Origin of the sequence: Curtobacterium sp. 24E2, from assembly GCF_016925595.1 — a bacterium.
Classification (GTDB): domain Bacteria; phylum Actinomycetota; class Actinomycetes; order Actinomycetales; family Microbacteriaceae; genus Curtobacterium.
In genome coordinates, this window is sequence record NZ_CP068987.1 from 1,423,589 (window position 1) to 1,447,863 (window position 24,275).

20 protein-coding genes, 1 tRNA gene and 3 pseudogenes are annotated in these 24,275 nt (G+C 71.6%); 16 read left to right on the forward strand and 8 right to left on the reverse strand.

Going from position 1 to position 24,275, the window contains the following annotated elements; all coding sequences use genetic code 11:
- The first annotated feature begins 121 nt into the window (after positions 1-121).
- The 10 genes and pseudogenes from JN350_RS07135 (at position 122) to JN350_RS07180 (ending at position 10,920) form a co-directional block, all read left to right on the forward strand.
- Complete coding sequence (locus tag JN350_RS07135) at positions 122-859, forward strand: MazG family protein (RefSeq protein WP_205464065.1); 738 nt, start codon at positions 122-124, stop codon at positions 857-859.
- Positions 860-1,229: 370 nt separating this feature from the next.
- A pseudogene (gene hisS, locus JN350_RS07140) lies at positions 1,230-2,470 on the forward strand (histidine--tRNA ligase).
- A 96-nt stretch (positions 2,471-2,566) separates the two neighbouring features.
- A complete protein-coding gene (gene eno, locus JN350_RS07145) occupies positions 2,567-3,850 on the forward strand; it encodes a phosphopyruvate hydratase (RefSeq protein ID WP_205464066.1) in 1,284 nt (427 codons plus the stop codon).
- Positions 3,851-4,218: 368 nt separating this feature from the next.
- Complete coding sequence (locus JN350_RS07150) at positions 4,219-4,752, forward strand: FtsB family cell division protein (protein WP_205464067.1); 534 nt, start codon at positions 4,219-4,221, stop codon at positions 4,750-4,752.
- 114 nt (positions 4,753-4,866) lie between these two features.
- Positions 4,867-5,367 (forward strand): DUF501 domain-containing protein, encoded by a 501-nt coding sequence (locus tag JN350_RS07155; RefSeq protein ID WP_205464068.1) that lies wholly within the window; start codon positions 4,867-4,869, stop codon positions 5,365-5,367.
- A 38-nt stretch (positions 5,368-5,405) separates the two neighbouring features.
- A complete protein-coding gene (locus tag JN350_RS07160) occupies positions 5,406-6,881 on the forward strand; it encodes an NAD(P)/FAD-dependent oxidoreductase (protein WP_205464069.1) in 1,476 nt (491 codons plus the stop codon).
- A 76-nt stretch (positions 6,882-6,957) separates the two neighbouring features.
- A tRNA-Leu gene (locus JN350_RS07165) sits at positions 6,958-7,033 on the forward strand.
- Between the two features lie 462 nt (positions 7,034-7,495).
- Complete coding sequence (locus JN350_RS07170) at positions 7,496-8,728, forward strand: HtaA domain-containing protein (protein ID WP_205464070.1); 1,233 nt, start codon at positions 7,496-7,498, stop codon at positions 8,726-8,728.
- Positions 8,729-8,900: 172 nt separating this feature from the next.
- Positions 8,901-9,584: a class F sortase gene (locus JN350_RS07175; RefSeq protein WP_205464071.1), complete on the forward strand. Its 684-nt coding sequence runs from the start codon at positions 8,901-8,903 to the stop codon at positions 9,582-9,584.
- Between the two features lie 10 nt (positions 9,585-9,594).
- Positions 9,595-10,920, forward strand: a complete 1,326-nt coding sequence (locus JN350_RS07180; RefSeq protein ID WP_205464072.1) for a threonine/serine exporter family protein — start codon at positions 9,595-9,597, stop codon at positions 10,918-10,920.
- 180 nt (positions 10,921-11,100) lie between these two features.
- Here the strand turns inward: JN350_RS07180 and JN350_RS07185 are convergent, their stop codons facing one another.
- The 4 genes from JN350_RS07185 to JN350_RS07200 form a co-directional block, all read right to left on the reverse strand.
- Positions 11,101-12,822 (reverse strand): class I adenylate-forming enzyme family protein, encoded by a 1,722-nt coding sequence (locus JN350_RS07185; RefSeq protein ID WP_205464073.1) that lies wholly within the window; start codon positions 12,820-12,822, stop codon positions 11,101-11,103.
- Between the two features lie 92 nt (positions 12,823-12,914).
- Positions 12,915-13,373, reverse strand: coding sequence for a hypothetical protein (locus JN350_RS07190; RefSeq protein ID WP_205464074.1), 459 nt, complete (start codon positions 13,371-13,373; stop codon positions 12,915-12,917).
- 11 nt (positions 13,374-13,384) lie between these two features.
- Positions 13,385-13,627 carry a hypothetical protein gene (locus tag JN350_RS07195; RefSeq protein WP_205464075.1) on the reverse strand — a complete coding sequence of 81 codons (243 nt, stop codon included), beginning with the start codon at positions 13,625-13,627 and terminating at the stop codon, positions 13,385-13,387.
- A complete protein-coding gene (locus tag JN350_RS07200; RefSeq protein WP_205464076.1) occupies positions 13,624-15,297 on the reverse strand; it encodes an Ig-like domain-containing protein in 1,674 nt (557 codons plus the stop codon). The genes JN350_RS07195 and JN350_RS07200 overlap by 4 nt, the downstream gene beginning before the upstream one ends.
- A 228-nt stretch (positions 15,298-15,525) precedes the next feature.
- Here JN350_RS07200 and JN350_RS07205 point away from each other — a divergent pair.
- A pseudogene (locus tag JN350_RS07205) lies at positions 15,526-16,106 on the forward strand (LemA family protein).
- A gap of 19 nt (positions 16,107-16,125) precedes the next feature.
- Entirely contained in the window at positions 16,126-17,028 is a 903-nt protein-coding gene (locus JN350_RS07210) for a M48 family metalloprotease (protein ID WP_205464077.1), read from the forward strand.
- A 7-nt stretch (positions 17,029-17,035) separates the two neighbouring features.
- On the opposite strand, the gene JN350_RS07215 is transcribed toward JN350_RS07210, so the two are convergent.
- Positions 17,036-18,307 carry a winged helix-turn-helix domain-containing protein gene (locus tag JN350_RS07215; protein ID WP_205464078.1) on the reverse strand — a complete coding sequence of 424 codons (1,272 nt, stop codon included), beginning with the start codon at positions 18,305-18,307 and terminating at the stop codon, positions 17,036-17,038.
- Positions 18,308-18,399: 92 nt separating this feature from the next.
- On the opposite strand from JN350_RS07215, the gene JN350_RS07220 reads away from it, so the two are divergent.
- Positions 18,400-19,704 carry an AI-2E family transporter gene (locus JN350_RS07220; protein WP_240347603.1) on the forward strand — a complete coding sequence of 435 codons (1,305 nt, stop codon included), beginning with the start codon at positions 18,400-18,402 and terminating at the stop codon, positions 19,702-19,704.
- 7 nt (positions 19,705-19,711) lie between these two features.
- On the forward strand, positions 19,712-20,971 hold the full coding sequence (ilvA, locus tag JN350_RS07225) for a threonine ammonia-lyase (RefSeq protein ID WP_205464079.1): 1,260 nt from the start codon (positions 19,712-19,714) through the stop codon (positions 20,969-20,971).
- Between the two features lie 146 nt (positions 20,972-21,117).
- On the opposite strand, the gene greA is transcribed toward ilvA, so the two are convergent.
- Both greA and JN350_RS19125 read right to left on the reverse strand, forming a co-directional pair.
- Positions 21,118-21,606 carry a transcription elongation factor GreA gene (gene greA / locus JN350_RS07230; RefSeq protein ID WP_123673031.1) on the reverse strand — a complete coding sequence of 163 codons (489 nt, stop codon included), beginning with the start codon at positions 21,604-21,606 and terminating at the stop codon, positions 21,118-21,120.
- A gap of 70 nt (positions 21,607-21,676) precedes the next feature.
- Positions 21,677-22,182, reverse strand: a pseudogene (locus tag JN350_RS19125) (DUF4307 domain-containing protein).
- Positions 22,183-22,199: 17 nt separating this feature from the next.
- Between JN350_RS19125 and mca the strand changes: the two are divergent.
- Together mca and JN350_RS07245 are read left to right on the forward strand one after the other, a co-directional pair.
- Positions 22,200-23,090: a mycothiol conjugate amidase Mca gene (gene mca / locus JN350_RS07240; RefSeq protein ID WP_205464080.1), complete on the forward strand. Its 891-nt coding sequence runs from the start codon at positions 22,200-22,202 to the stop codon at positions 23,088-23,090.
- The gene (locus JN350_RS07245) at positions 23,087-23,392 is read left to right on the forward strand and encodes a hypothetical protein (RefSeq protein ID WP_111084812.1); all 306 of its coding nucleotides are present in this window, start codon (positions 23,087-23,089) and stop codon (positions 23,390-23,392) included. The genes mca and JN350_RS07245 overlap by 4 nt, the downstream gene beginning before the upstream one ends.
- A 132-nt stretch (positions 23,393-23,524) precedes the next feature.
- On the opposite strand, the gene trhA is transcribed toward JN350_RS07245, so the two are convergent.
- Entirely contained in the window at positions 23,525-24,232 is a 708-nt protein-coding gene (gene trhA, locus JN350_RS07250; protein WP_123294746.1) for a PAQR family membrane homeostasis protein TrhA, read from the reverse strand.
- Between the last annotated feature and the right edge of the window lie 43 nt (positions 24,233-24,275).

Sequence of the window (24,275 nt, forward strand, 5' to 3'; positions counted from 1 at the left end):
CTGAAACGGGGGAGCGGACGAGGGACGACATGGATCTCCGTCTCGAGGGGTCGGGTGGTTGTCCGTCGACCAGACTTCCCGACACACCACCGCCAGCATACGTGGGTGAGACGATGGCGCGATGACCGCCGTACCGGACCTCGTGACCGTCGTCGACCGCCTGCTCGCCGAGGACGGAGGCTGCGTCTGGAACCGCGCGCAGACCCACGCCACGCTCGCGCGGTACGCGGTCGAGGAGTCCTACGAACTCGTCGACGCCATCGACGACGGCGACCCGGACGACGTCCGCGAGGAGCTCGGCGACGTCCTGTACCAAGTCGTCCTGCACGCCGGGATCGCCGAACGCGCGGGGCAGTTCACCCTCGAGGACGTCGCCGCCGGGGTCCGCGACAAGATGGTCCGTCGGCACCCGCACGTGTTCGGCGACGAGACCGCGGACACCGTCGACGACGTGGTCCGGGTGTGGCGCGCGGCGAAGGCAGCGGAGAAGTCGGCCCGGACGAGCGCCCTCGACGGCGTCCCGCGCGCGATGCCGCCGCTGGAGCGAGCCGTCAAGCTGCTGGAGCGCCTGGAGGAGCACGGTGCGGCCGTCGCGGCCGTCGCGTCGGTCGTGGCCGCCGACCGGGAGGCCCGCGGCACGTCCGCCACGTCGGCTGCGGCACCCGGGGCGGGGACCGCTCGGGCCTCGGTCGGGTCGCCGGCACCGGCACCGGCCGACGGTGCGGGGGCGGTGGACCCGGCGTGGGGGATCGCGATGCTGGAAGAGGTCGCCGGAGCGGTGCGGGACGGGATCGAGCCGGTCGCGAGTCTCCGTGCTGCGGTCGCTGCGCTCGAGGAAGCCGGCCGCGCCGCGGAGTGAGTGTGCCGGGAGTCGCGGAGTGCGTGCGCAGGGAGTCGCGGAGTGCGTGCGCGGGCCGCCGCGTGCGTGCGTGCGCGGGGAGCCGTCGCGTGCGTGCGTGGGGAGCCGTCGCGTGCGTGCGTGCGCGGGAGAAGAGAAGGGCGCCCTCCTAACCCGAAAAAGGAGGGCGCCCGTGAGCGGGTGGGCACACCCCCAGGGAGAGGTGTGCACGCAGAACCCGCTCGAGTCGCGGGGCACACTGCAGCACGGTGCCCACGCGATCGGTCCGGAGCGTGGATCAGGCACGCTCCGAACCGAGGTACTGAATGCAGTATGCCAGTAGAGCGCATGCCGCGCAACTCGTCGATGCGCATCTGCCAGACTTGACGCCATGGCGACGACCGTGACGGCACCCCGTGGCATGCGCGACTTCCTCCCTGCGGACAAGGCCCGACGCGAGCACGTGCTCGGTGTCGTCCGCGACGTCTACTCGCGCCACGGGTTCGACGAGATCGAGACGCCCGTGGTCGAGGACGCTGCACGGCTGCACTCCGGGCTCGGCGGCGACAACGAGAAGCTGGCGTTCGCGGTCATGAAGCGCGGGCTCAGCACCGAGGACCTGCAGTCGGCCCAGGCACCGCTCGACCTCGCCGACCTCGGCCTCCGGTTCGACCTGACCGTGCCGCTCGCCCGCTTCTACGCCTCGCACCGTGCCGAGCTGCCCTCGGTGTTCCGGTCGGTGCAGATCGCGCCGGTCTGGCGCGCCGAGCGTCCGCAGAAGGGGCGCTACCGCCAGTTCGTGCAGTGCGACATCGACATCCTGGGGAGCCCGGGCAGCTGGCCGAGATCGAGCTGATCCGTGCGACGACCGCAGCGCTCGACGCGCTCGGGGTGACCGGCACCACGATCCGCATCAACGACCGGCGGATCCTGCTGACCCTGCTGGCGTCGTGGGGCATCGCGGAGCCGGCCGCCGACCGCGCGCTCATCACGATCGACAAGCTCGACAAGATCGGCCCGGACGGCGTGGCCGCCGAGCTCCGCAGCACCGTCGGACAGGAGCTGCCGGGGCTCGAGGACACCATCCGTGCGCTCGAGGCCGCGGACTGGACCACGGTCGACGGGGCTGCGTGGCTCGATGCCGAGGCGTTCTCCGACCTGCTGCGTCTGCGGGAAGCGCTGCCCGGGGTCGACCTGCGCTTCGACCCGACGCTCGTGCGCGGCATGGGCTACTACACCGGCACGATCTTCGAGGTCGCGCACCCCGACTTCGGCTACAGCCTGGGCGGCGGCGGTCGGTACGACGGCATGATCGGTCGGTTCCTCGGGCAGGACGTCCCCGCGGTCGGCTTCTCGCTGGGCTTCGAGCGCCTGGTCGACCTCGTGACACTCCCGGAGTCCGCCGAGTCGGACGCCGTGGTGCTCGTGTACGACAAGGACGTCGACCCGGTCCGGCTCGCGGCCCTCAAGACCGAGGCGCTCGGGTCGCACCGGCGCGTGCGGCTCGAACGACGCACCAAGAACACGAAGAACCTGCTCGCCGGTCTGGCCGCACAGGGGTTCTCCGCCTTCGCGACCGTCGGCGCCGACACGACGTCCCTCGAGGGTGTGGAGTTCCGCCCGCTCGACTGAGTCGTCCACACCGGGCGTCACGGTCGACGTCGTGTTCACCTCGGCTCGCTAGGATCGGTCCCGCAAACACCACAACCAATGTGTAGGGAGTACCCCGTGGCCCTGATCGATGCCGTAGGCGCACGCGAAGTCCTCGATTCCCGAGGCAACCCGACGGTCGAGGTCGAGGTCCTCCTCGACGACGGCGTCGTGTCCCGCGCGCTCGTCCCCTCCGGTGCCTCCACCGGCGCGTTCGAGGCGTACGAACTCCGCGACGGCGATGCCTCGCGCTACGGCGGCAAGGGCGTGCTCAAGGCCGTCGACGCCGTCCTCGACGAGATCGGCCCGGCGCTCGAGGGCTTCGACGCCACCGACCAGCGCCTCGTCGACGCTGCGCTCATCGAGCTCGACGGAACCGAGAACAAGTCCCGCCTCGGCGCGAACTCGATCCTCGGTGCCTCGCTCGCCGTGGCCCGTGCCGCCGCAGACTCGGCCGACCTGCCGCTGTTCCGCTACCTCGGTGGCCCGAACGCGCACACGCTGCCCGTTCCGCTGATGAACGTCGTCAACGGCGGTGCCCACGCGGACACCAACGTCGACATCCAGGAGTTCTTCCTCGTGCCCTACGGCGCCGAGTCGTTCTCCGAGGCGCTCCGTTGGGGCGTCGAGACCTACCACGCCCTCAAGGGCGAGCTGAAGAAGCAGGGCCTCGCGACCGGCCTCGGCGACGAGGGCGGCTTCGCGCCGGAGCTCGCGTCGAACCGTGCGGCGCTCGACTTCCTGCTGACCGCGATCGAGAAGGCCGGCTACACCCCGGGCAAGGACATCGCCGTCGGCCTCGACGTCGCGTCCACCGAGTTCTTCCACGACGGCAAGTACTCGTTCGAGGGCAAGCAGCTCTCGAGTCAGGAGTTCACCGCGTACTTCGCCGACCTCGTCGCGAACTACCCGCTCGTCACGATCGAGGACCCGCTGGCCGAGGACGACTGGGAAGGCTGGTCGCACCTGACCGCCGAGCTCGGCGACAAGGTCCAGATCGTCGGCGACGACCTGTTCGTCACCAACCCGAAGCGTCTGCAGCGGGGCATCGACGGGAAGGCCGCGAACTCGATCCTGGTGAAGGTCAACCAGATCGGCACGCTCACCGAGACCCTCGACGCGGTCTCGCTCGCGCACCGTCACGGCCTCACCTCGATCCTGTCGCACCGCTCCGGTGAGACCGAGGACACCACGATCGCGGACATCGCGGTCGCGGTCGACGGTGGTCAGATCAAGACCGGCGCCCCGGCCCGCTCGGACCGCGTCGCGAAGTACAACCAGCTGCTCCGCATCGAGGAAGAGCTCGGCGACGCCGCGGTGTACGCCGGCCGCTCGGCCTTCCCGCGCGCCAAGTCGCTGTAACCAGCTCGGCCAGCAGTACCGGCACCACCGAGACGCCGTCCTCTCCCGAGAGGACGGCGTCTCGTCGTGTGCGGGGCCTCGGCGAGTCGCTGCAAGGCCACCGAACGGCTCCGTGCCGGGTCAGGACCTGCTGCGCGCGCTGCGTCGAGTGGTCACAAGTCGTCGGCTGGCCCGGGCTTGGCCGACAGGACGTGACCGCCGGACGCACGCCGGGCGGTGTGTCGTGACCACTCGGTGTGCAGTCCGGACGGTGCGGACCGAAGCCGCGCCTCCCGGCAGCATCGAGCGGACGACGCGAGTCGCTGAGAGGCCACCGAACGGCCGCGCGCCGGGCGCTCCCACCGCGTCGGTCGGGTTATCGTCGGGACGTGCCCAGCCAGAAGCCCCGCGTCCGCCGCGTCCCCGTGGCGATGCCCGACGGCAGCACGTCGGCGCAGCCGTGGTACCGCTCGATCCACTTCTCCGGGTTCAGCCTGCTGATGCTCGCGATCATCGTGCTCTTCGTCGTGGTGCTCGCACCGTCACTCCGCACGCTCATCCAGCAGCAGGAGCAGATCGCTCAGCAGCAGCGTGAGGTCGCGAGCCAGAAGGCCGACGTCACGCAGAAGAAGAAGGACGTCGCCCGCTGGGACGACCCCGCGTACATCGAGGCGCAGGCGCGCGACCGCCTGCTCTACGTGTACCCGGGTGAGGAGAGCTACCTCGTGATGGGGGCCGAGGACCGTTCGGCCGAGACCACGCCGACCACGGACTCCGGCACGCCCGTCAGCACGAAGGTCCAGACGCCGAAGGTGGACTGGGTGCAGGCGATGCTGTCCTCGGTGCTGCAGTCCGGCCTCACCGACGAGACCGCCGCGGACCTCGTGGCCCCGGACGTCTCGGGTACCGGCGAGAGCAAGTAGCCCCGAGCCGGACCCGTCCGGCACGACGGTGCGCGGGGCACCGGGTCTCCGGTAGGCTCACGTTCCCGTGACGACCCTCCCTTCGACCCGCCCTCCGACCGCGACGTCCAGGTCGTGTCGGCGCAGCTCGGCCGACCGGCACGCGACGTCATCGGGATCGCGGCACGGTGCGTCTGTGGCAACCCCACGGTCGTCTCCACGAAGCCCCGACTGTCGAACGGCACCCCGTTCCCGACGTTCTACTACCTGTGCCACCCCGCGGCCACCGCCGCGGTCAGTACCCTCGAGGCCAACCAGGTGATGCCGGAGCTGGCAGCACTCCTCGAGGACGACACCACCGCGGCCGCGTACCTCGCGGCCCACGAGTCCTACCTGGCCGATCGCGAGTCGATCGAGCACGTCGACGAGATCGTCGGCATCAGCGCCGGTGGCATGCCCACCCGTGTGAAGTGCCTGCACGCCCTCGTCGGTCACGCCCTCGCCGCCGGACCCGGCGTCAACCCCATCGGCGACCTCGCGCTCGAGCGCGCGGACTGGTCGCCCTCCCGGTGTGAGTGCCGGGCGTATGATGACGGTGCAGACGCTGGAGTCGGGGCGGGTGGCGGCGAAGTCTGACTCGACTCCGAAACCCCCATCCAAGGAGATCATCCCCCGTGCCCAAGATCCTCGTCGTCGGCGGCGGTTACGCCGGTTTCTACACCGCATGGAAGCTCGAGAAGCACCTTCGCCCGGGCGAAGCCGAGGTCGTCATGGTGGACCCGCTGCCGTACATGACGTACCAGCCGTTCCTGCCCGAGGTCGCCGCCGGTTCGATCGAGCCGCGGCACGCGGTCGTCTCGCACCGCCGCCACCTCAAGAACACCCGCGTCGTCACCGCGAAGGTCACCAAGGTCGACCACGCGACGAAGACCGCCACGATCACCCCGGCCGAGGGCGAGGCGTGGGAGGAGTCCTACGACCAGATCGTCATGACCGCCGGCGCGGTGTCCCGCACGTTCCCGATCCCGGGTGTGGCTGACGAGGCCATCGGTCTCAAGACGATCGAGGAAGCCGCGGCGATCCGCGACAAGATCCTCACGAACTTCCACAAGGCGGCGAACCTGCCGGCCGGTCCTGAGCGTGACCGTCTGCTGACCGTCGTCGTCGTCGGTGGTGGCTTCGCCGGCATCGAGGTCTTCGCCGAGCTCCGCTCCTTCGTCACCGACCTGCTGAAGAGCTACCCGCAGCTCTCCTTCGACGAGACGCGCTTCCACCTGGTCGAGGCGATGGGCCGCATCATGCCGGAGGTGTCGCTCGAGACCTCGCACTGGGTGCTCAAGAACCTGGCGCAGCGCGGTGCGAACGTGCACCTCGAGACCCAGCTGGCCTCGGCCGTCGGTGGCGTCTGCGAGCTCAAGACGAGCGACGGCGCGATCGAGAAGATCGAGTCCGACCTCATCATCTGGACCGCCGGTGTCATGGCGAACCCGATGGTCAAGGGCACCGACTTCCCGCTCGAGCAGCGCGGTCGCATCCGCGTGCAGCCCGACCTGCGCGTCGTCGACGACAACGGCGTGATCGCGGACGCATGGGCCTGCGGCGACGTCGCAGCCGTGCCGGACCTCACCGGTGGTGGCGTCGGCGGCTTCTGCGTGCCGAACGCCCAGCACGCCGTCCGTCAGGCGAAGCAGCTCGCGAAGAACCTGGTCGCGACCATCCGTGGCGAGGCCACGACCGACTACAAGCACGAGAACCTCGGCGCCGTCGCGGGCCTCGGTCTCGGCATCGGCGTGTTCCAGTCCGGCAAGTTCGCCATGAAGGGCTTCCTGGCGTGGGGCGCGCACCGCGGCTACCACGGCATGGCGATGCCGTCGTGGGAGCGCAAGTGGCGCGTCATCGGCGACTGGGTCGGTGGCTTCTTCCTGGGCCGCGACATCGCGTCGCTCGACGACCGTGAGACCCCGCGCGCTGCGTTCGAGGCCTTCGCGTCCCGTCCGAAGCCCGCGGCCGAGGCCCCGGCAGCTCCGGCCGCTGCGCAGGCCCCGGCGGAGGGTCAGCCCGCCGGCGCCGCTGGCCCGGCGTACGGCGAGCCCGCCAAGGACGTCTCGAACGAGGCCGAGCCCGTGAAGGCCCCGGCCGACGCCAAGTAGTCCCAGCAGCAGTCCACGAGAGGCGGTCACCCTTCGGGGTGGCCGCCTCTCGCGCATCGGTAGGCTGTTGCGGCCCGCCCCCGTGGCCCAATCGGTAGAGGCATGCGACTTAAAATCGCCGAGTTGTGGGTTCGAGTCCCACCGGGGTACCACCGCGCGGCTCGCGAAAGCGACGTCGTGCCGCCAACTGTTCGCGGCACACTGTCGCCATGGCGGGCACGGCGGCGCATCTGTGCGCACATCTGTCGCTTTGACGCGTGCGAACCGCCCCCGCTCGAACCGGTCCGGTGGAACCGGCTTAGGGTTGCCTAACCTAACTCCTGTCCATATGCTCAGTGAGTTAGGTAAGGCTACCCAAACTTGGAGACCACCCGAATGCACCTGTCCTCTCCTCGCGCCCGGCGTCTGGCCGCCGGCGCGACCGCCGTCGCCCTCGGCGCGACGATCGCCGCAGCCGCCGCGCTCGGCGCCGCCCCCGCGAACGCCGCCTCCGCCGACGTCACCGACGCGTCGCTGTCCTGGAGCCTCAGCAACGAGGCCAACGCCGGCGCCTACTTCGGCGGCTGCAACTTCCTGTCCGCCGGGGTCGCCGGCAACTCGGGTGCCTCGGCTCCGTGGACCGCGACCAACCCGTCGCCCGGCTACGCCGCTTCGGCCGGCAACGTCTCGATCGCCTACCCGAAGGCCGCGGGGGTACCTCGACCCCGACCTTCGCCACGAAGTGCCAGACCGGCGACGGCGCCACGGTCCGCCCGGGCACCACGACCGCCGGGGTCCTGACGCTCGCCGCGGGGACCGGCACCGTCGACGCCGCTGGCGGCACCGCGGACATCGCGTGGGACGGCGGCTTCACGGTCGCGTTCTACGGCGGCCTGACCTACTGGTCCGCCGAGGACCCGGAACTGCACGTCGCAGCGGACGGTACGGGTGAGCTCACCGCCACGGTCTCGGGCTACGCGGCCTCGCGCGACGGGGGCAGCTGGGCGCCGCTGACGCCGCGCACGGTGCACCTCGCCACCCTCACCGACGTCGACGTCACGAGCTCGGGCATCACCGTGAGCCCGGACTGGCAGGGCGTCGAGCCCGCGTCGGCGACGAGCCTCAACAAGACGAACGCCGACTGGGGTTCGTGGCCGGCGGACTTCGTCGACTTCCAGAACGAGACCGGTCAGAGCTCGTACTGGTACACGTCCGGCGCGAACGACGCCGCGGCCAAGAAGCCGCAGCCGATCTCGATCGCCTACACGGCGGCCGAGGCACCCACGCCCGAGCCGACCACCCCGGTGACGCCGGAGCCGACGACCGAGCCGAGCGAGCCCGGCACCCCGGAGCCGACGACCGAGCCGAGCGAGCCCGGCACCCCCGAGCCCACGACCGGCCCGACCACCCCGGCCCCGTCGATCAGCACCGGTGGCACCACCACCTTCACGGTCGGCGACTCGGTGCCGCTGCGCGCCGAGGGCCTGCCGGCAGCGACGGAGTACTCGATCGTCCTGCACAGCGACCCCGTCGTCCTCGGCAGGGTGACCACGGACGCCGACGGCGCCTTCGCGACCTCGGTCGCGATCCCCGCGGACACCCCGGCCGGCGCACACACCATCGCGGTGGAGTCCTCGGACGGCACCGCCGTGGTCTCGCTCGCCATCACGGTCTCCGCTGACGGCACCGTCGTCGTCGACCCGGTCGACACCACCACGGCCGTCACCACCGGCGCAGCCGTGAACACCGGAGGCACCGTCTCCGGCACCTCGGCCCTGCCGTGGATCGGGCTGTCGGCCGTCGGCGTCGTCGCCCTCGGCTCGGTCGCGTTCATGGCGTACCGCCGCCGCGTCACCCAGCAGGACTGACGCACCGGGATCCGCGGGGCGGTCGACCCCGCCACGCGGATCCCGGCACCCAGGTGTCGGACTGGGCCCACGCCGCCGGTTCCGGAGCGACGCGCCAGCGGCGCTCCGGCCGTGCCGGTGGGGGAGGCGCGCCTCCCGTCCGACACGTCCGTCACCACCCACGGAACCCATCGTGACCACCCCACGCACCACGCCCCGCAGGCGGCGGCCCCGCCGTCGCGGCACCGCGCTGCTCTGGACGATCGCCGTGCTCGCCGCGGCGGCCCTCGTCGTCGGCGTGGTCGGTGTGGTCACGGCGACCACCGGAGCGGCCTCGCCGACGGCGATCACCGGCACGTCGCTCGACGGCAAGCAGGTAACGCTCGACCCGGGCGAGTCGGGGACGGCGGCTTCCGCGTCGAACGCCGTCGCCGACACCGGCGTACAGCTCGTGGTGCCGTCGGTCGGGCTCGACGTGCCGCTCGGCGAACTGGACGCCGTCGACGGGCAGATCACGCCGCCGGGGTTCAGCGAGGCCTACCGGGTCCGCAACCTGGGGGTACCGCTGGCGGACCGCGCCGACGGCACCGTGTTCGTCGTCATGCACTCGCTGCGGAACGGTGCGATCGGCCCGGGCAACCTGCTCATCGACATCGACGGGCAACGCTCCGAGGTCGCGGTCGGCAGCAGCGTCCGGATCGGCGACGCGCGGTGGACGGTGACCGGTTCCGAGCGGATCACGAAGGCGACCGTGGCCGCCGATGCCGACGTCTGGGCGGACGAGCCCGGCCGGCTCCTGCTCATCACGTGCCTGCAGCGGCCGGACGGCTCCGCCTCGGTCGACAACGTGGTCATCGAGGCCACGCTCGATCGCTAACATCGCCTGCGTGGTCGGACTCGGAAGCGCACTCGCGAACCTGCAGAACGCCCTCCGTCGGCCCGAGGCCCACGTCGAGGTCGTCGACGGCGAGACCGTTCCGGTCGGCATGCTCCTCGGCACGCTCGGTGCACTGCTGCTCGACGCGGGCAGCTCCGTCACCGACGTCCGCTCGGCGCTCGAGAAGGCCCGCGACGCCGCCGGAGTCGGTCCGACCCTGGCGATCGGGGTGCTGCCGGCGCTCGTGATGGTGAGCGAGGTCTCGACCGGTGCGGCGACGATCGTGAACGCCGAGGGCGTCGAGCTGTCGTCGCGACAGGCTGCACGGGCGAACCGGGTCGTGCTCGGGTTGGAGAGCGGCTCCATCGCCCTCGCCGAGATCCCCGCGCGGGTCCGGGCCATCCGTGCCGGCACCGTCCCGCCGCCCGCACTGCCGTGGATCCTCGGCAACGCGCTGACCTCCGCCGGGCTCGCGGTCGTCTTCCGGTGCCCGTGGTGGGCGATCCTGCTCGCGCTCCTGGTCGGTGCGCTCGTCGGGGTCATCGGCCTGCTGCTCCGGCGCTTCCGCGAGGCCGTCGCGATCATCCCGTTCCTGGCCGCCTTCGTGTCGACGGCCATCGTCGGACTCGTCGCCGCGGGTGCCGGGTTCGAGCAGGTCCCGCTGTTCGCCGTGTGCGCCCCGGTGGCGGTGTTCGTCCCCGGTGCCCTCATCACCAACGCCCTGCTCGAGCTGACCGCCGCCGACATCGTGACCGGGTCCTCGCGGCTGGTCCAGGGGCTCATCATGCTCGGCTTCATGGCGGCCGGCATCGCCTCGGGCAGCGCGCTGACCGGGCTGCACGTCGACCCGTCCTCAGCGGCGCTCGTCGGCGAGGTCGCCGGCATCGGCACGGACCTCGCCGGGTGGGAGTCCGTGCCGTCCTACTGGGTGTCGTGGGTCGCCGTGGTGGTCCTGGCGGTCGGCCTCGGCCTGGTGTTCCGCTCGGGCTGGCGGCTGACGCTCGTGTCGGTGGCGGTCATGGTCACCGCCTACGCCCTGGTGAGCGGGACGACGCCGGTGTGGGGGAGCGTCGTCGCGACCGGTGCGACGGCGGCGCTGCTGTTCGTCGCGACCCGGTTGCTCGAGCGGCTCGTGCCGGCGATCCCGGCGACGGTGTCGTTCTTCCCGGCGTTCCTGCTGCTCGTCCCCGGGACCGTCGGGCTGGTGGCGGTGGCCACGTTCGACGCCGAGTCCCTCGCGACACCCCTGGCGACCTTCGTCAGCCTGTGCATCGGGACGAAGATCGGCGGGCTGCTGCCGGGCCTGTTCGCCCGGAACGCGCCGAGCCACTCGTAGCGCCGGGTGACCGGGGAGTACCTGGCCGGATCGGGCGTACCTGGTCGGAAGTTTCGACCAGGTACGCCCGATCCCGCAAAGCACCGCGCGCGGGGTGGACGCGACCGGCTGACGGACAGGAGGCCCGTGGCCGACGCCGCCACGGGCCTCCCGTCAGACGCCGCGCACGTGCCGGGCCCGCTACGGCTCGAGCAGTCGGCCCGCCGCCTGGTCCTCCGCTGCCGTCGCCTTGGCGAGGTAGTGCACCTTCTTGCCCGTCGCGTTGTACGGCAGCTCGTCGACGAACCGGTACCGCCGCGGCCGCTTGTAGCGCGCGAGCCCCGGGTGCGAGCTCGTCCACTCCTCGAGCACGGCGGCGGCTGCGGCGTCGTCGTCGTCCGGCAGTCGTCCCGCGGTACGGACCACGTACGCCGTGACGACCTCGCCCCAGCGCTCGTCCGGGATCCCGACGACGATCGAGTCGGCGACGCCCGGGTGCTCCTGCAGGGCGGCCTCGACCTGGACGGGGTGCACGTTCTCGCCGCCGGAGATGATCATGTCGTCCTTGCGGCCGACGATCGTCACGCGTTCGTGCTCGTCCCACGTCGCGAGGTCGCCGGGGTAGAACCAGCCGTTCGCGAACTTCTCCGCCTCGAGCCCCGGGTTGCGGTACGAGTAGCCGGACTTCACGGTCCGGACCGCGAACTCGCCGATCTCGGAGCCGTCCTTCGGCACGGTGTCGCTCGGGTCGGCCAGGCGGTCCTCGTACACGCGCACCACGGCGACGTCGTCGTCCGTCGATGCACGGCCGGTGGAGCCGGCGCCGTCGGGGAAGTCCTCGGGACGCAGGAACGTGTTCCAGAAGGTCTCGGTCGTGCCGTAGCCGTTGAAGATCCGCGGGGACAGGAGCTCCTGGTAGCGGAGTGCGGCGGCGCGGTCGAGCGGTGCACCCATCGTGACGATGCCGTGCAGCGACGACAGGTCGCGGGGCCGCCCCTCCTGCGCGTTCGCGAGCTGCACCAGGTTCGGCGGCGCGCCGATCAGGAACGTCAGCCGCTCGGACTCGACCAGGTCGAGCACCCGCTCGGCGTCGAAGTGCCGCAGGGTGGTGAGCTCGGCCCCGACGTAGAACACCGGGTTCGGGCCGCCCGAGTACAGGCCGCCGCGGTGGAACAGCGGCGACATGTTGAGCGTCTTGTCGAAGGGGCTGAGCGGGAAGTGCATCACGACGTCGTGGGCGCTGAGCACCTCGACCAGGCTCGGCAGGGGCACCGGCTTCGGGCGCCCGGTGGTGCCGGAGGTGTAGAGCCGGGTGGTCTCGTCGTAGGTGCTGCGGGGTTCGGTCGCCGCGAGTTCAGCGGGTGTGACGCGGTCGGCGGCGAGGAGCGCGGTGAACGCGACGCGCGCGTCGTGTGCTGCGTGGTCGTCGTGCGCGTCGCGGTCCGGGTGCGCGGCATGACTGTCGCCACCGACGACGACCACGTGGTCGGGACGGTGCGGCGCGGTCTCGAGCGCTCGGACGATGTCGTCGCCGCGCGCGGCGTCGTGCACCAGCACCACCGGCGCGGAGTCCTCGATGACGAAGGCGACCTCGTCGGGCGCGAGCCGGAAGTTCGTCGGCGAGAACACCGCGCCGATGCGGTGGCACGCCAGGTAGAGCATCGCGAACTCCGGCGAGTTGAACAGCTCGACCATCACGACCGAACCCCGCCCGGCACCGTGCCGGACGAGCCAGCCGCCGATGCGGTCGACGACGTCCCCGAGTTCCGCGTAGGTCCACGACCGACCCGTGTCCGGGTCACGCAGCGCGGGCCGGTCCGCGAAGCGGTGGGTGTTCCGCGCGAAGCCGTTCGCGTACGTGTAGCTGCCCTCGAACACCTCGCGGAACCGCGTCGGGTCGTAGTCGGATCGGGTCTCGGTCATCATCGCTCCCTGGGGCGGTCGAACGGCGCGTCACGCACCGATCGTCACTGTATCCGCCGCGCGGGGACGGCGGACGGGAGGCCCGGTGCGGGTCAGACGGCGGTGTCCGGTCGCGTGGTGCGCGCCCAGAACCAGGCCCCGATCGCGCCCGCCACGCAGGCCGCGCCGACCGCGCCGAGCAACACCGGCGACGCGTGGGTCCCCGAGGGACCCGAGTAGACCGCGGCGGTGAGCGCGACCGCGACGACCGCCAGTGCCACGTACCGGCCACGCGAGGCCGCGAGGAGCGCACTGCCGGCGGAACCCGCGAAGGGCAGCAGCGTCGCCACGACGGCACCGACCCCGCCGACGCACAGGGTGATGGCGAACTCCGACGTCAACGCGGACCAGAAGCCCCCGCCCGCGGTCAGGCTGTGGAGCACCCACCCCGCGGTCGCGAGTCCGAGCAGCGCGACCGTCCGCCAGGTCGCGTTCCGGGCACCGGCAGCGATCCCGGAGCCGAGGCGCAGTGCGGCGGTGTCCAGGTCGGGGCGTGCCGACGGCACGAGCACCACCCCGACGATCAGGGCGGGGAGAGGTCTGCGGCCCGTGTGATCCCGCACGCCACGAGCGCCGCGAGCACCAGCCACGGGGACACCCGGAAGCCCACCGCACGGTGGTCGGGCCCCGCTGCCCACCGGGTCACGAGCACCACGGCTCCCGTGAGCACCGCGGTGCCGAGCAGCACGGCGATGGCGAGGCGGACGTAGCGGGCCTCGAGCGAGACGCCCACGCCGAGCAGCGTGCACAGCGCGGCGACGGTCACTGCGACCGTGATCGACACCCACGTCGGCAGCACGTCGTCGGACCCGGAGCGGTCCGAGCGCGAGCGGTTCCGCCCGAGCAGTCCGGCGAAGGGGGAGCGGATGCGCCCGCGGGCAGCGGCGGCGACGAGCGCGAGGGTGCGGCGATCAGCAGGAGGAACCCAGCGGCGACGGCCGTGGCGAGCAGGACGGTCCGCCACGAGAACGCGGCCTGGATCGTCGGAACGGTGCGGTCGTAGGCGGTCGCGGCGGTCCAGTCGCCCGCGGGGCCCGACCAGTCGATGTGGCTGCCGCCGGAGCCCGCGGCCCCGGGGGTGCTCGTGCCGGTCGGCTCGGTGCCGTCACCGGGCGCTGCCGCTGATCCCGGTCCGTCGTCGCCGGTGCCGCCTGCGTTCCCGGTTCCGGTGCCGGCCGGGGTCCCCGTGTCGCCGGGGCTCTGGCCGTCACCAGGTGCGGTCGTGGTGCCGTTGGTGCCGGCGCCGGTGCCGGTGCCGTTGGTGCCGGTGCCGTTGGTCGGCGCGTCCCCGCCGGTGCCGGGGGTGCCGTTCGGCGTGCCCGAGGTCGACCACGCTGTGACCTGCACGGCGGCGGACGACCGCGAGTAGTTGCCGGCGGCGTCGTGCTGCGTCGCGGTGAGGTCGTGTGCACCGGCCCGCAACTGCGAACCCGCGGTGGAACAGGACCAGGAACCGTTCGCAGCGACCTCGGCCCGGCAGACGGGTGCGCGGTCGACGTAGACGGTCACGTCGGCTCCGGGCTCGCCGGTGCCGCGGACGACCGTGGCGCGCGGACCGACGCGGTCGCCGTCGTCCGGCGAAGTGATCCGCGGGGCTGCCGGCGCGGTGCGGTCGACCGTGATGCGGACCGGGGCCGAGGACGCGCTGCGCAGGTCGGAGCGGTAGCCGCGCGCGGTGCTCGCGGTCTGCGACGCGGTCACCGTGACGGTCGCGTCGGACCGCAGCACGAGCGAGGTCGTCCACCGCCCGTCCGGACCGACCGGCGCGGACTGCTGCGTCGACGAGCCGGAGACCGACAGCACCACGGTGGAACCGGGGAAGCCCGTGCCGGAGAGCGCGCCGCTGGTGGGGTGGTCGGACGCGACGGTCGGCGGCACGATGACGTCGGACGCCGGGGCGCTCGCGGGCGGCTGGCTCGGTGCGGTGACGTCCCGCACCGTGAAGACCTGCTGCGGACCCGACCGCACCGTACCGAGGCACGCCCACGAACCGTTCGCCTGCACCTGGGCCGAGCACCCGGCCGAGCCGGTCGTCGCGGGCCCCGCGACGCCGACGACGTGCCCCGGGGTGCCGGTGCCGTGGAACCGGGCGGTGCTGCTCGTCACGTCCCCCGGGTCGGCGATGGTCGGTGCGACGGGCGGTCGCCCGGTGGACGCGGGCGGGGGCGTGGGAGTCCCGGGGCGGCCGCTGCTCGGCGGTCCCACGAGTTCGCCCGGTGCGGGGGTCGCGGTGCTGGCAGCACTGACGCGTTCGGTGCTCGCGGTGTTCGACTGCTCTGGGCTCGCGGCACCGGCGAACGCGGGTCCGGCTGCCGCCGCCAGCAGCGCCGCGGCGAGGACCGCGGTGGCCGAAGCGAGCGCGACGAACCGGGTACGACGTCGGGGGCCGTCGCCCCCGACGGCCCGGTCCTCCACGTTGTCCCCTCGCGTGCTCACCGACTCCATCCCACGTGATGTGGGCCGCTGGGTCAATACACCTCGCGGATGATGTCCCGCATCCGGTCGTCTTCCCCCTGCAGCCCGAACGCCCGGTGTGCGGGACTCGGGAATCGCCCGTGAACCCTGACGGTCGACGCGAGCACTGCGGACGCGTCGGTAGACTTCACGACGGCCGTTCAGGCCACGCAGCACCGCGGATCCGAACGCGAGAAGGAGCACCCACGCATGGACACCGGACTCGTCACGACGCTGATCGTCGTCGGAGTGGTGGTGGTGATCCTGGTCATCATCGGGATCTACCTCTGGGTGACGTACAACTCGCTCGTCACGCTCAAGGTCCGCGTGGACGAGGCCTGGAGCGACATCTCGGTGCAGCTGAAGCGGCGTGCCGACCTGATCCCGACCATCGTCGACACGGTCAAGGGGTACGCCACGCACGAGAAGGCCGTCTTCGACGACGTCACCAAGGCGCGCTCCGAGACCCTGACGGCCGGTGACGCCGGCACGGCCTCCGCGGCCGAGGGGCACATGCAGAAGGCGCTGAAGAGCGTGTTCGCGGTCGCCGAGGGTACCCGCAGCTGCAGTCGAGCCAGAACTTCCTGCAGCTGCAGACGGAGCTCGTCGACACCGAGGACAAGATCCAGTCCGCCCGGCGCTTCTACAACGGCGGCGTGCGCGAGCTGAACACGAAGATCCGGGTCTTCCCGAACTCCACGTTCGCCAAGCGACGGGGCTTCGCCGAGGCGACGTTCTTCGAGACCGCCGAGCCGGCAGCCATCGCCGAGCCGCCGCGCGTCCAGTTCTGACCCCAGCCTCGCAGCTGCCGTGTACAGCGCCATCGCGCGGAACAAGCGCAACACCGTCGTCATCGTCCTGGTCTTCCTGCTGATCATCGGCGCGCTCGGGTTCCTGGGCGGCTACCTTGCCGGGAACGTCTCGATCGGCGTCATCGTGCTCGCGGTCGCCCTGGGCTACGCGGTGCTGCAGTACTTCTTCGCCGCTCGCCAGGCGACCGCCATCGCCGGTGGCATCGAGATCGACCGCACCTCCGAACCACGGCTCTGGCGGACGGTCGAGAACCTCGCGATCTCGACCGGCATGCCGATGCCCCGGGTCTACGTCATCCAGGACCCGTCGCCGAACGCCTTCGCCACCGGGCGCGACCCGGAGCACGCCGTGGTCGCGGCGACGACCGGGCTGCTGCAGATCATGGACGACCAGGAACTCCAGGGGGTGATGGCCCACGAACTCGGGCACGTCCGCAACTACGACATCCGGGTGTCGACGATGGTGTTCGGGCTGGTGGTCGCCGTCGGCCTGATCGCCGACGTGCTCCTGCGCATCTCGGTCTTCAGCGGCCTGTCCGGCGGTCGGAACCGCAATTCGGACAACGGCGGCGGCGCGAACCCGGTGCTGCTCATCGCCGGCATCGTGGCCGTCGTCGTGGCGCCGATCGCCGCGGCGGGCGTGCAGGCCGCGGTGTCCCGGCAGCGCGAGTACCTCGCCGACGCCACCGGTGCGATGACGACCCGCCACCCCGAGGGCCTCGCCCGGGCGCTCGAGAAGCTCGGCGCGTACGGCCGACCGATGCAGACGCAGAACTCGTCGATGGCCCACCTGTGGATCGCCGACCCGATGCGCCCCGGTGTGATGGACCGGCTGTTCTCGACGCACCCGCCGCTGCCGGACCGCATCGCACGGTTGCGGGCGAACGCCGACCGTTTCTGACGCCCGGTCAGGCCTCGACGGCGTCGAGTTGCTCCGTGGATTCCGGGGCATCGGCGTCGTCAACGGCTTCGTGCGGGACCAGCGAGAGGCCGAGCGCCCCGGCGACAGCGGCCGCAGCCGTGCCCCGATCGGTGACCTCGAGCTCGTCGAGTCCCTGCCAGGCGGCGGTGCGTCGGAGGGTCTCGGCCAGCCGCTCGGCATCGAGGTGCTCGCCGGGCTCCTGCCACGCGGTCCGGACCCGCAGCACGCCGCGCTGCCGATCGCTCTTCAGGTCGACCCGGCCGACGAGGCGGTCGTCCTGCAGCACGGGCAGCACGTAGTACCCGAACACCCGCTTCGGCGCCGGTGTGTAGATCTCGATCCGGTAGTGGAACCCGTACATCCGCTCCGCCCGCCGGCGGAACCACACGACCGGGTCGAACGGGCTGAGCACTGCGTCGGCGGTCAGCTGTCGGGGCACCCGGGCATCAGGATGGAGCCAGGCCCGCTCACCCCAGCCCTCGACCCGCACGGGCAGGAGCTCGCCGGCAGCGGTGAGCTCCGCGATGGCGCCGGCGGTGTCGTCCGATCGCAGTCGGTAGTAGTCGGCGATGTCCGCCCGGGTGCCGACGCCGAGGGCGCGGGTTGCGTGCCGGACGAGTTCGAGCACTGCGGCGGCGCGCGGTGGGGCCGTCTCGAGGAACCCGGCCGGCAGGACCTGCTCGGGCAGGGCGTACACGCGCTCGAAGCCCGACCGTCCGGCGCTCACGGCCTCGCCCCAACGGAACATCTGCTCGAGCCCGAGTTTCACGTCGCTCCAGCCCCACCACGGTCCCCGGCGCACGTTCGACTCGTGCTCGACCGCGCTGGCCCGCATCGGCCCCTCGGCCCGCAGGAGCGCGTGCAGCTCGCGTCGGACCCCGGCGGTGCGGGTGACGCCGTCGATCCGGGTCGGACCGGCGTCGCGCTCCCGCAGGGCGTCCATCCGCCAGCGGAACAGCCGCAGGTCGTCGCGCGGGATGAGGGCGGCCTCGTGCGCCCAGTACTCGGTGTACGGCCCGGACCGGCCGAGGGTCAGACGGTCGAGCGTGGACCGGTCGTACGCCCCCAGCCGTGCGAAGAGCGGCAGGTAGTGGCTGCGCTCGAACACGTTCACCGAGTCGATCTGCAGCAGCCCGAGTCGGGCGAACGCAGCGTTCACCGCACGCGTCGAGACCTCCGTCGCCGGTGGCCGACCGAACCCCTGCGCGGCGAGGGCGACGCGGCGGGCTTCGGCGGCGGAGAGCGAGGACCTGACCATGCGGCGACGCTACCGAACCCCGCCGACAGCGCGGCGTCGGAACGTATGCCGTATCTGGAACGCGACGACGAGCGGATCGCTAGGATCGGCCCATGGCCTGGGGAAAGAAGACACCACACACGGATCCTGTCGTCGTCGATGACGCGGTGCCGCCCGGCATGCGGATCGCCGGTGCGTGGTCGTGGCGGATCCTCGTCGTGGTCGGCGTCGTCGCGGTGGTCATCTACCTGGTGACGCTGTTCAGCGAGATCCTCATCCCGTTCCTCATCGGCATCGTCGTCGCCGCGCTCCTGGTGCCGCTGTCGAACTGGATGCAGCGCCACCACGTGCCGAAGTGGCTCGCGGTCATCGTCAGCCTGGTCGGTGGGCTCGCCGCCGTCGGGGCGCTCATCTGGCTCGTCGTCGACCAGATCGCCGCCGCGTACCCATCGCTCCGCGACCGCACCCTGTCGCAGTACGACAACATCCGCGACTTCGTGCTCGGGTCCGGGCTCGGGATCAGCCAGAAGGACCTGAACTCCTACCTCAACCAGGCGACGGACTGGCTGCAGAGCAACTCCGGCTCGATCCTGTCCGGTGTGGCCAGTGCGGGGTCGTCGCTGACGCACATCCTCACGGGCCTGTTCATCGTCATCTTCACGGTGATCTTCCTGCTCATCGACGGCAAGAACGTCTGGCGCTGGACGGTCCGGCTCTTCCCGAAGAACGCCCGCAGCGCGATCGACGGCGCCGGGGTCGCCGGTTGGACGACGTTGACGAGCTTCATCCGGGTGCAGATCTTCGTCGCGTTCGTCGACGCGGTCGGCATCGGCCTCGGTGCGTTCTTCCTGCAGCTGCCGCTCGTCGTACCGATCGCGGTCTTCGTGTTCCTCGGGTCGTTCATCCCGGTCGTCGGTGCGATCGTCACCGGGTTCCTGGCGGTGTTCGTCGCCCTGGTCTTCAACGGCCCGGTCGCGGCGGTCGTCATGCTCGGTGTGATCCTCGTCGTGCAGCAGGTCGAGGGGCACATCCTGCAGCCGCTCGTCATGGGCAGCGCCGTCAAGGTGCACCCGCTCGCCGTCGTCCTCGGGGTCACTGCGGCGTCGGGGCTCGCGGGCATCGCGGGCGCGTTCTTCGCCGTCCCGCTCATCGCCACCGTCAACTCCATGGTCACGACCATCTCGAGCGGCCGGTGGAAGACGATGGACTCCGACCACGTGCGCGAGGCCAAGCAGGACGCGCACGACGAGAACGTCCGGACCAAGCGTCGGCGCAAGATCCTCAAGCTGCGCGCGCGCGCGGTGACGTCCCGAAGCCCGGCACCGACGAGCAGCCGACCGCGGTCAAGGGAACGGCAGGCTGACGCTGAACGATCCCTCGTGTCACGGGTTCGCCGCGGACGCCCGGAACGACGATGATGGGGGAGTGACCGACACCAGCGCCTCCCAGCACACGCTCGCCGCGATCCCCACCCTCGCGGACATCGAGACGGCGCGGGAGACCATCTCGGGCGTCGCGCGCGTCACCCCGATGGAGACCTCGCAGTTCCTGGCCGAACTGCTCGGGTCGCCCGTGCACCTGAAGTGCGAGAACCTGCAGCGCACCGGTGCCTATAAGGTCCGCGGCGCGTACAACCGTCTGTCGACCCTGTCCGAGGAACAGCGCGCCAAGGGCGTCGTCGCGGCCAGCGCCGGCAACCACGCCCAGGGCGTCGCCCTGGCCGCCCGCGAGCTCGGCATCCCGGCGACGATCTTCACCCCGGTCGGCGTGGCGCTGCCGAAGCTGCAGGCCACCCGCCACTACGGCGCCGAGGTCGTCCTGCGGGGCCACTCGGTGGAAGAAGCCCTGAGCGCCGCCAAGGACTTCGCCGCGCACACCGGAGCGGTCTTCATCCCGCCGTTCGACCACCCCGCCGTCATCGCCGGCCAGGGGACCCTCGGCCTCGAGATCATCGACCAGGTACCCGACCTGGACACCGTCGTCGTGCCGATCGGCGGCGGCGGGGTCATCTCCGGCATCGCCCTCGCCGTCAAGGGCATGGCCGAGCGGCTCGGACGACCGATCAAGGTCATCGGGGTGCAGGCCGAGAACGCCGCTGCCTACCCGTCGTCGATCCGCGCCGGCGAGCCCGTCACGATCACGACCACACCGACGATCGCCGACGGCATCGCGGTCGCCCGCCCCGGCGACCTGAACTTCCCGATCATCCGCGACCTGGTCGACGACATCGTCACGGTCTCCGACGACGACACCGCCCGCGCCCTGCTCGTGCTGCTCGAGCGCGCGAAGCTCGTGGTCGAGGCCGCCGGCGCCGTCGGCGTCGCCGCGATCATGTCGGGCGCCGTCCGCGACACCGGGCGCACCGTCGTGCTGCTGAGCGGCGGCAACATCGACCCGCTCATGATGGAGCGCGTGATCACCCGCGGTCTGGTCGCCGCGTCGCGCTACATCGGCATCCGCATCATGCTGCCGGACCGTCCGGGCCAGCTCGCCCGGGTCGCCCAGGTGATCTCGGACGCCGGCGCGAACGTGGTCGAGGTCCTGCACACCCGCCACGGACAGGGCCTGGTCATCAACGAGGTGGCCCTCGACCTGTCGATCGAGGCGCGCGGCCCCGAGCACGCGCAGGAGGTCATCCAGCGCCTGCACGAGGTCGGCTTCCGCCCGGAGCTCCTCGAGCACTAGCCCCGCGACGATCCACGAGTTCTTCGACGCGTGTCCCGTCGCATCCGTGGTGCGCCCCGGCGAGCGGGGCCGTGGACGCGACCGACAGACGGACAGGAGGCCCGTGGCGGTGTCGCCCCGGGCCTCCTGTCCGACTGAGGTGCTGCCTACGGCTCGTAGCGCTCGATCTTGACGACCTCGACCGCGATCTCCTTGCCGTTCGGCGCCGTGTAGGTGGCTTCGTCGCCGGCCTTGAGGCCGACGATCGCCGCGCCGACGGGGCTGACCGGGCTGTAGACCGTCAGGTCGGAGCCCTCGGCGACGATCTCGCGGCTGCCGACCAGGAACGTCGACTCGTCGCCCGCGATGACCGCGGTGACGACGGTGCCGGGCTCGACCGTGCCGTCGAAGACGGCTTCGCTGACGGTCGCGTGCTTGAGGAGGTTCGTGAGGACGCGGATGCGCGCCTCGATCTTGCCCTGCTCGTCCTTGGCGGCGTGGTAGCCGCCGTTCTCCTTGAGGTCGCCCTCTTCGCGAGCGGCCTCGATGCGGCGCGCGATCTCGGCACGGCCCTCGCCGCTCAGCTCGTCGAGCTCCGCCTGGAGACGGTCGTGCGCCTCCTGGGTCAGCCAGGTGACCTGCGTGTCGTTGCTCATCTTCTGTCCCTTCGACCATGAAAAACGAGACCGGCCGAGTGGTCGGTCTCGAGAGGCGAATCAGGACAGTCTAGGGAATCCAGCAGTCGTGGATCAAGCCGGTGACGCCACGGGTCGTGGTCGTCACCTCGGTGCTGACACTGCGGGTGCGCTGCTCGGACGGAGCGAGGGTGATCTCCTTCCAGCCCACGATCGAGTAGCTCTTGTCGAGGACCTGGACGGCGCACTTCGCGCGGACCCCGGGTCGACGGAGACCTGCGAGTGCACGACCGTGCTGTGCTGGGAGAGGACCTCGTACCCCACGACGTCGTCGGTCAGGCCGCGGTCGGACTGGTCGAGACCCGCCCAGATCACCCAGGCGGCGAAGACCACGACCACGGCGATGGCGGCGGTGATCGCGACGGCCTTGCTGCGGCGCGCGCGGGCCGGGGTGCGGCCGTAGCGGTCGTCGAGGGTGGCGGTGTGGTGCTGTTCGGACAGTTCGGGGCTCCCGGGGTGATTATCCTGATCCCAGGGTAGTTCACGCGTCGCTGTGCACTTCCCGTCCCCGCTCGTCCTCCGCTCGCCCACGCTCACCCACGTGAGGAAGTCCCGTGCCGTACCGCTTGCTGGCCGTCCACGCCCACCCCGACGACGAGTCGAGCAAGGGGGCGGCGACCGCGGCGAAGTACGTGGCCGAAGGGCACGAGGTGCTGGTCGTGTCCTGCACCGGGGGCGAGGCCGGCGACATCCTCAACGACCAGCTCGGCGAGCCCGCGACGAGCCGCGCGCACCGCGACATGGCCGGGTACCGCCGCGGAGAGATGGCCGCCGCACAGGCGGCCCTCGGCATCGACCACCTGTGGCTCGGCTACCACGACTCCGGGCTGCCCGACGCCGAGAAGGGCGAGACCGTCCGACCCGGCACGTTCTCGACCGTGCCGCTCGAGTACAGCACCGAGGCGCTCGTCCGGGTGATCCGCCGGTTCCGTCCGCACGTGCTCGTCACCTACGACGAGAACGGTGGCTACCCGCACCCCGACCACATCCGCACGCACGAGGTGTCCGTCGCCGCGTGGAGCGCCGCGGCCGACCCCGCTGCGTACCCCGCGGCCGGCGAACCGTGGTCGATCGCGAAGCTCTACTACGAGCGCACGATGAACCCGCGCCGCTTCCGGACGATCTTCGAGGCGCTGCAGGACCGCGACCCGGACAGCCCCGCGATCGAGCAGCTGCGCGAATGGGTCGAGCGGTTCGCCGACCGGCCCGACCTCGCCACCACGCACGTCGACGTGCACGAGTACTTCGACCAGCGCGATGCCGCGCTCCGTGCCCATGCCAGCCAGGTGGCTCCGGACAGTGCGTTCTTCTACTGGCCGAACGACCTCCTGGCCACGGTGTGGCCGACTGAGGACTACCAGCTCGTGGAGGCCCGCGTGCCGACCGAGCTCCCGGAGACCGATCTGTTCGCCGGGATCCCTGCCGACAAGGAACCGACCCCGTGAGCTCCATCGCGGCGGCACTCGCCGCCACCCCCAGTCCCAGCCCCAGCGTCGTGCCGGACGTGAACGTCACCCCCGGTGTCGTCGGGTTCATCGCCATCGCGCTCGTGGCCGTCGCGACGATCGTCCTGGTCGTCGACATGACCCGGCGCATCCGGCGGACGCGCTACCGGTCGGAGATCCGCGAGCGTCTCGAGGCAGAGGCGAACGGCACCGCCGTCGACGGTCCGGCGACGGACGAGTCGGAGCGGCGTGCGGCCGAGGACGGCCGAGCCGACGTCGGGGACGACACCGAACGCGGTTGACCCGCACCCGCGCGCCTGCCGGATCCGGGCGTACCTGATCGGATCGGGCGTACCTGGTCGGAAGTTTCGGGTGAGTACGCCCGGAACGACCAGGCATCGCAACCGTTCTGGGAAGGAACGTGCGACGGACGGTCAGCGCACCGGGTCCAGGGCGACGATGAGCACGCCGACCCACTGCGCGCCGAAGGCCACGACCGTCAGGGCGTGGAACACCTCGTGGAAGCCGAACTGGGTGGGCACCGGGTTCGGCCGCTTGAAGCCGTAGACGAGCGCGCCGATGATGTACGCGACGCCCCCGGACAGGATGAGCACGGTCATCGGGACGCTCGCCGCGAAGAACTGCGGCAGCAGCCCGAGCGCCGCGCACCCGAGCACCAGGTAGATCGGCACGTAGAGCCACCGGGGCGCGTTGATCCACAGCACCCGGAACGCGATGCCGAGGGCGGCGCCGGACCACATCACCCAGAGCACGACCACCATCAGGGTGTGCGGCAGGGCGCAGATCGCGATCGGTGTGTAGGTGCCGGCGATGAGCAGCAGGATGTTCGTATGGTCGATGCGCTTGAGCACCGCCTTGACGGTCGGCCCCCACGGGAACCGGTGGTACGTCGCGGAGACCCCGAACATGGCGAGCGACGTGGCCATGAACACCGCGCTGCCGACCTTCGCCGCGGTGCTGTCCGCCAGGGCGATGAGGACGATGCCCATCGCGATGGCGAACGGGAACGCGCCGAGGTGGATCCACCCGCGCCAGGCGGGGCGGGTGTCCTCCGTGGTCGTCGCGGCTTCTTCGGTGAACGGGACGTGGGGGAGGGTGGCGGTCTCGTGCTCGTCCTGCATGTGCCGACTGTAAGCCCCGCGCCCGAACGGATGCCACGAGTCC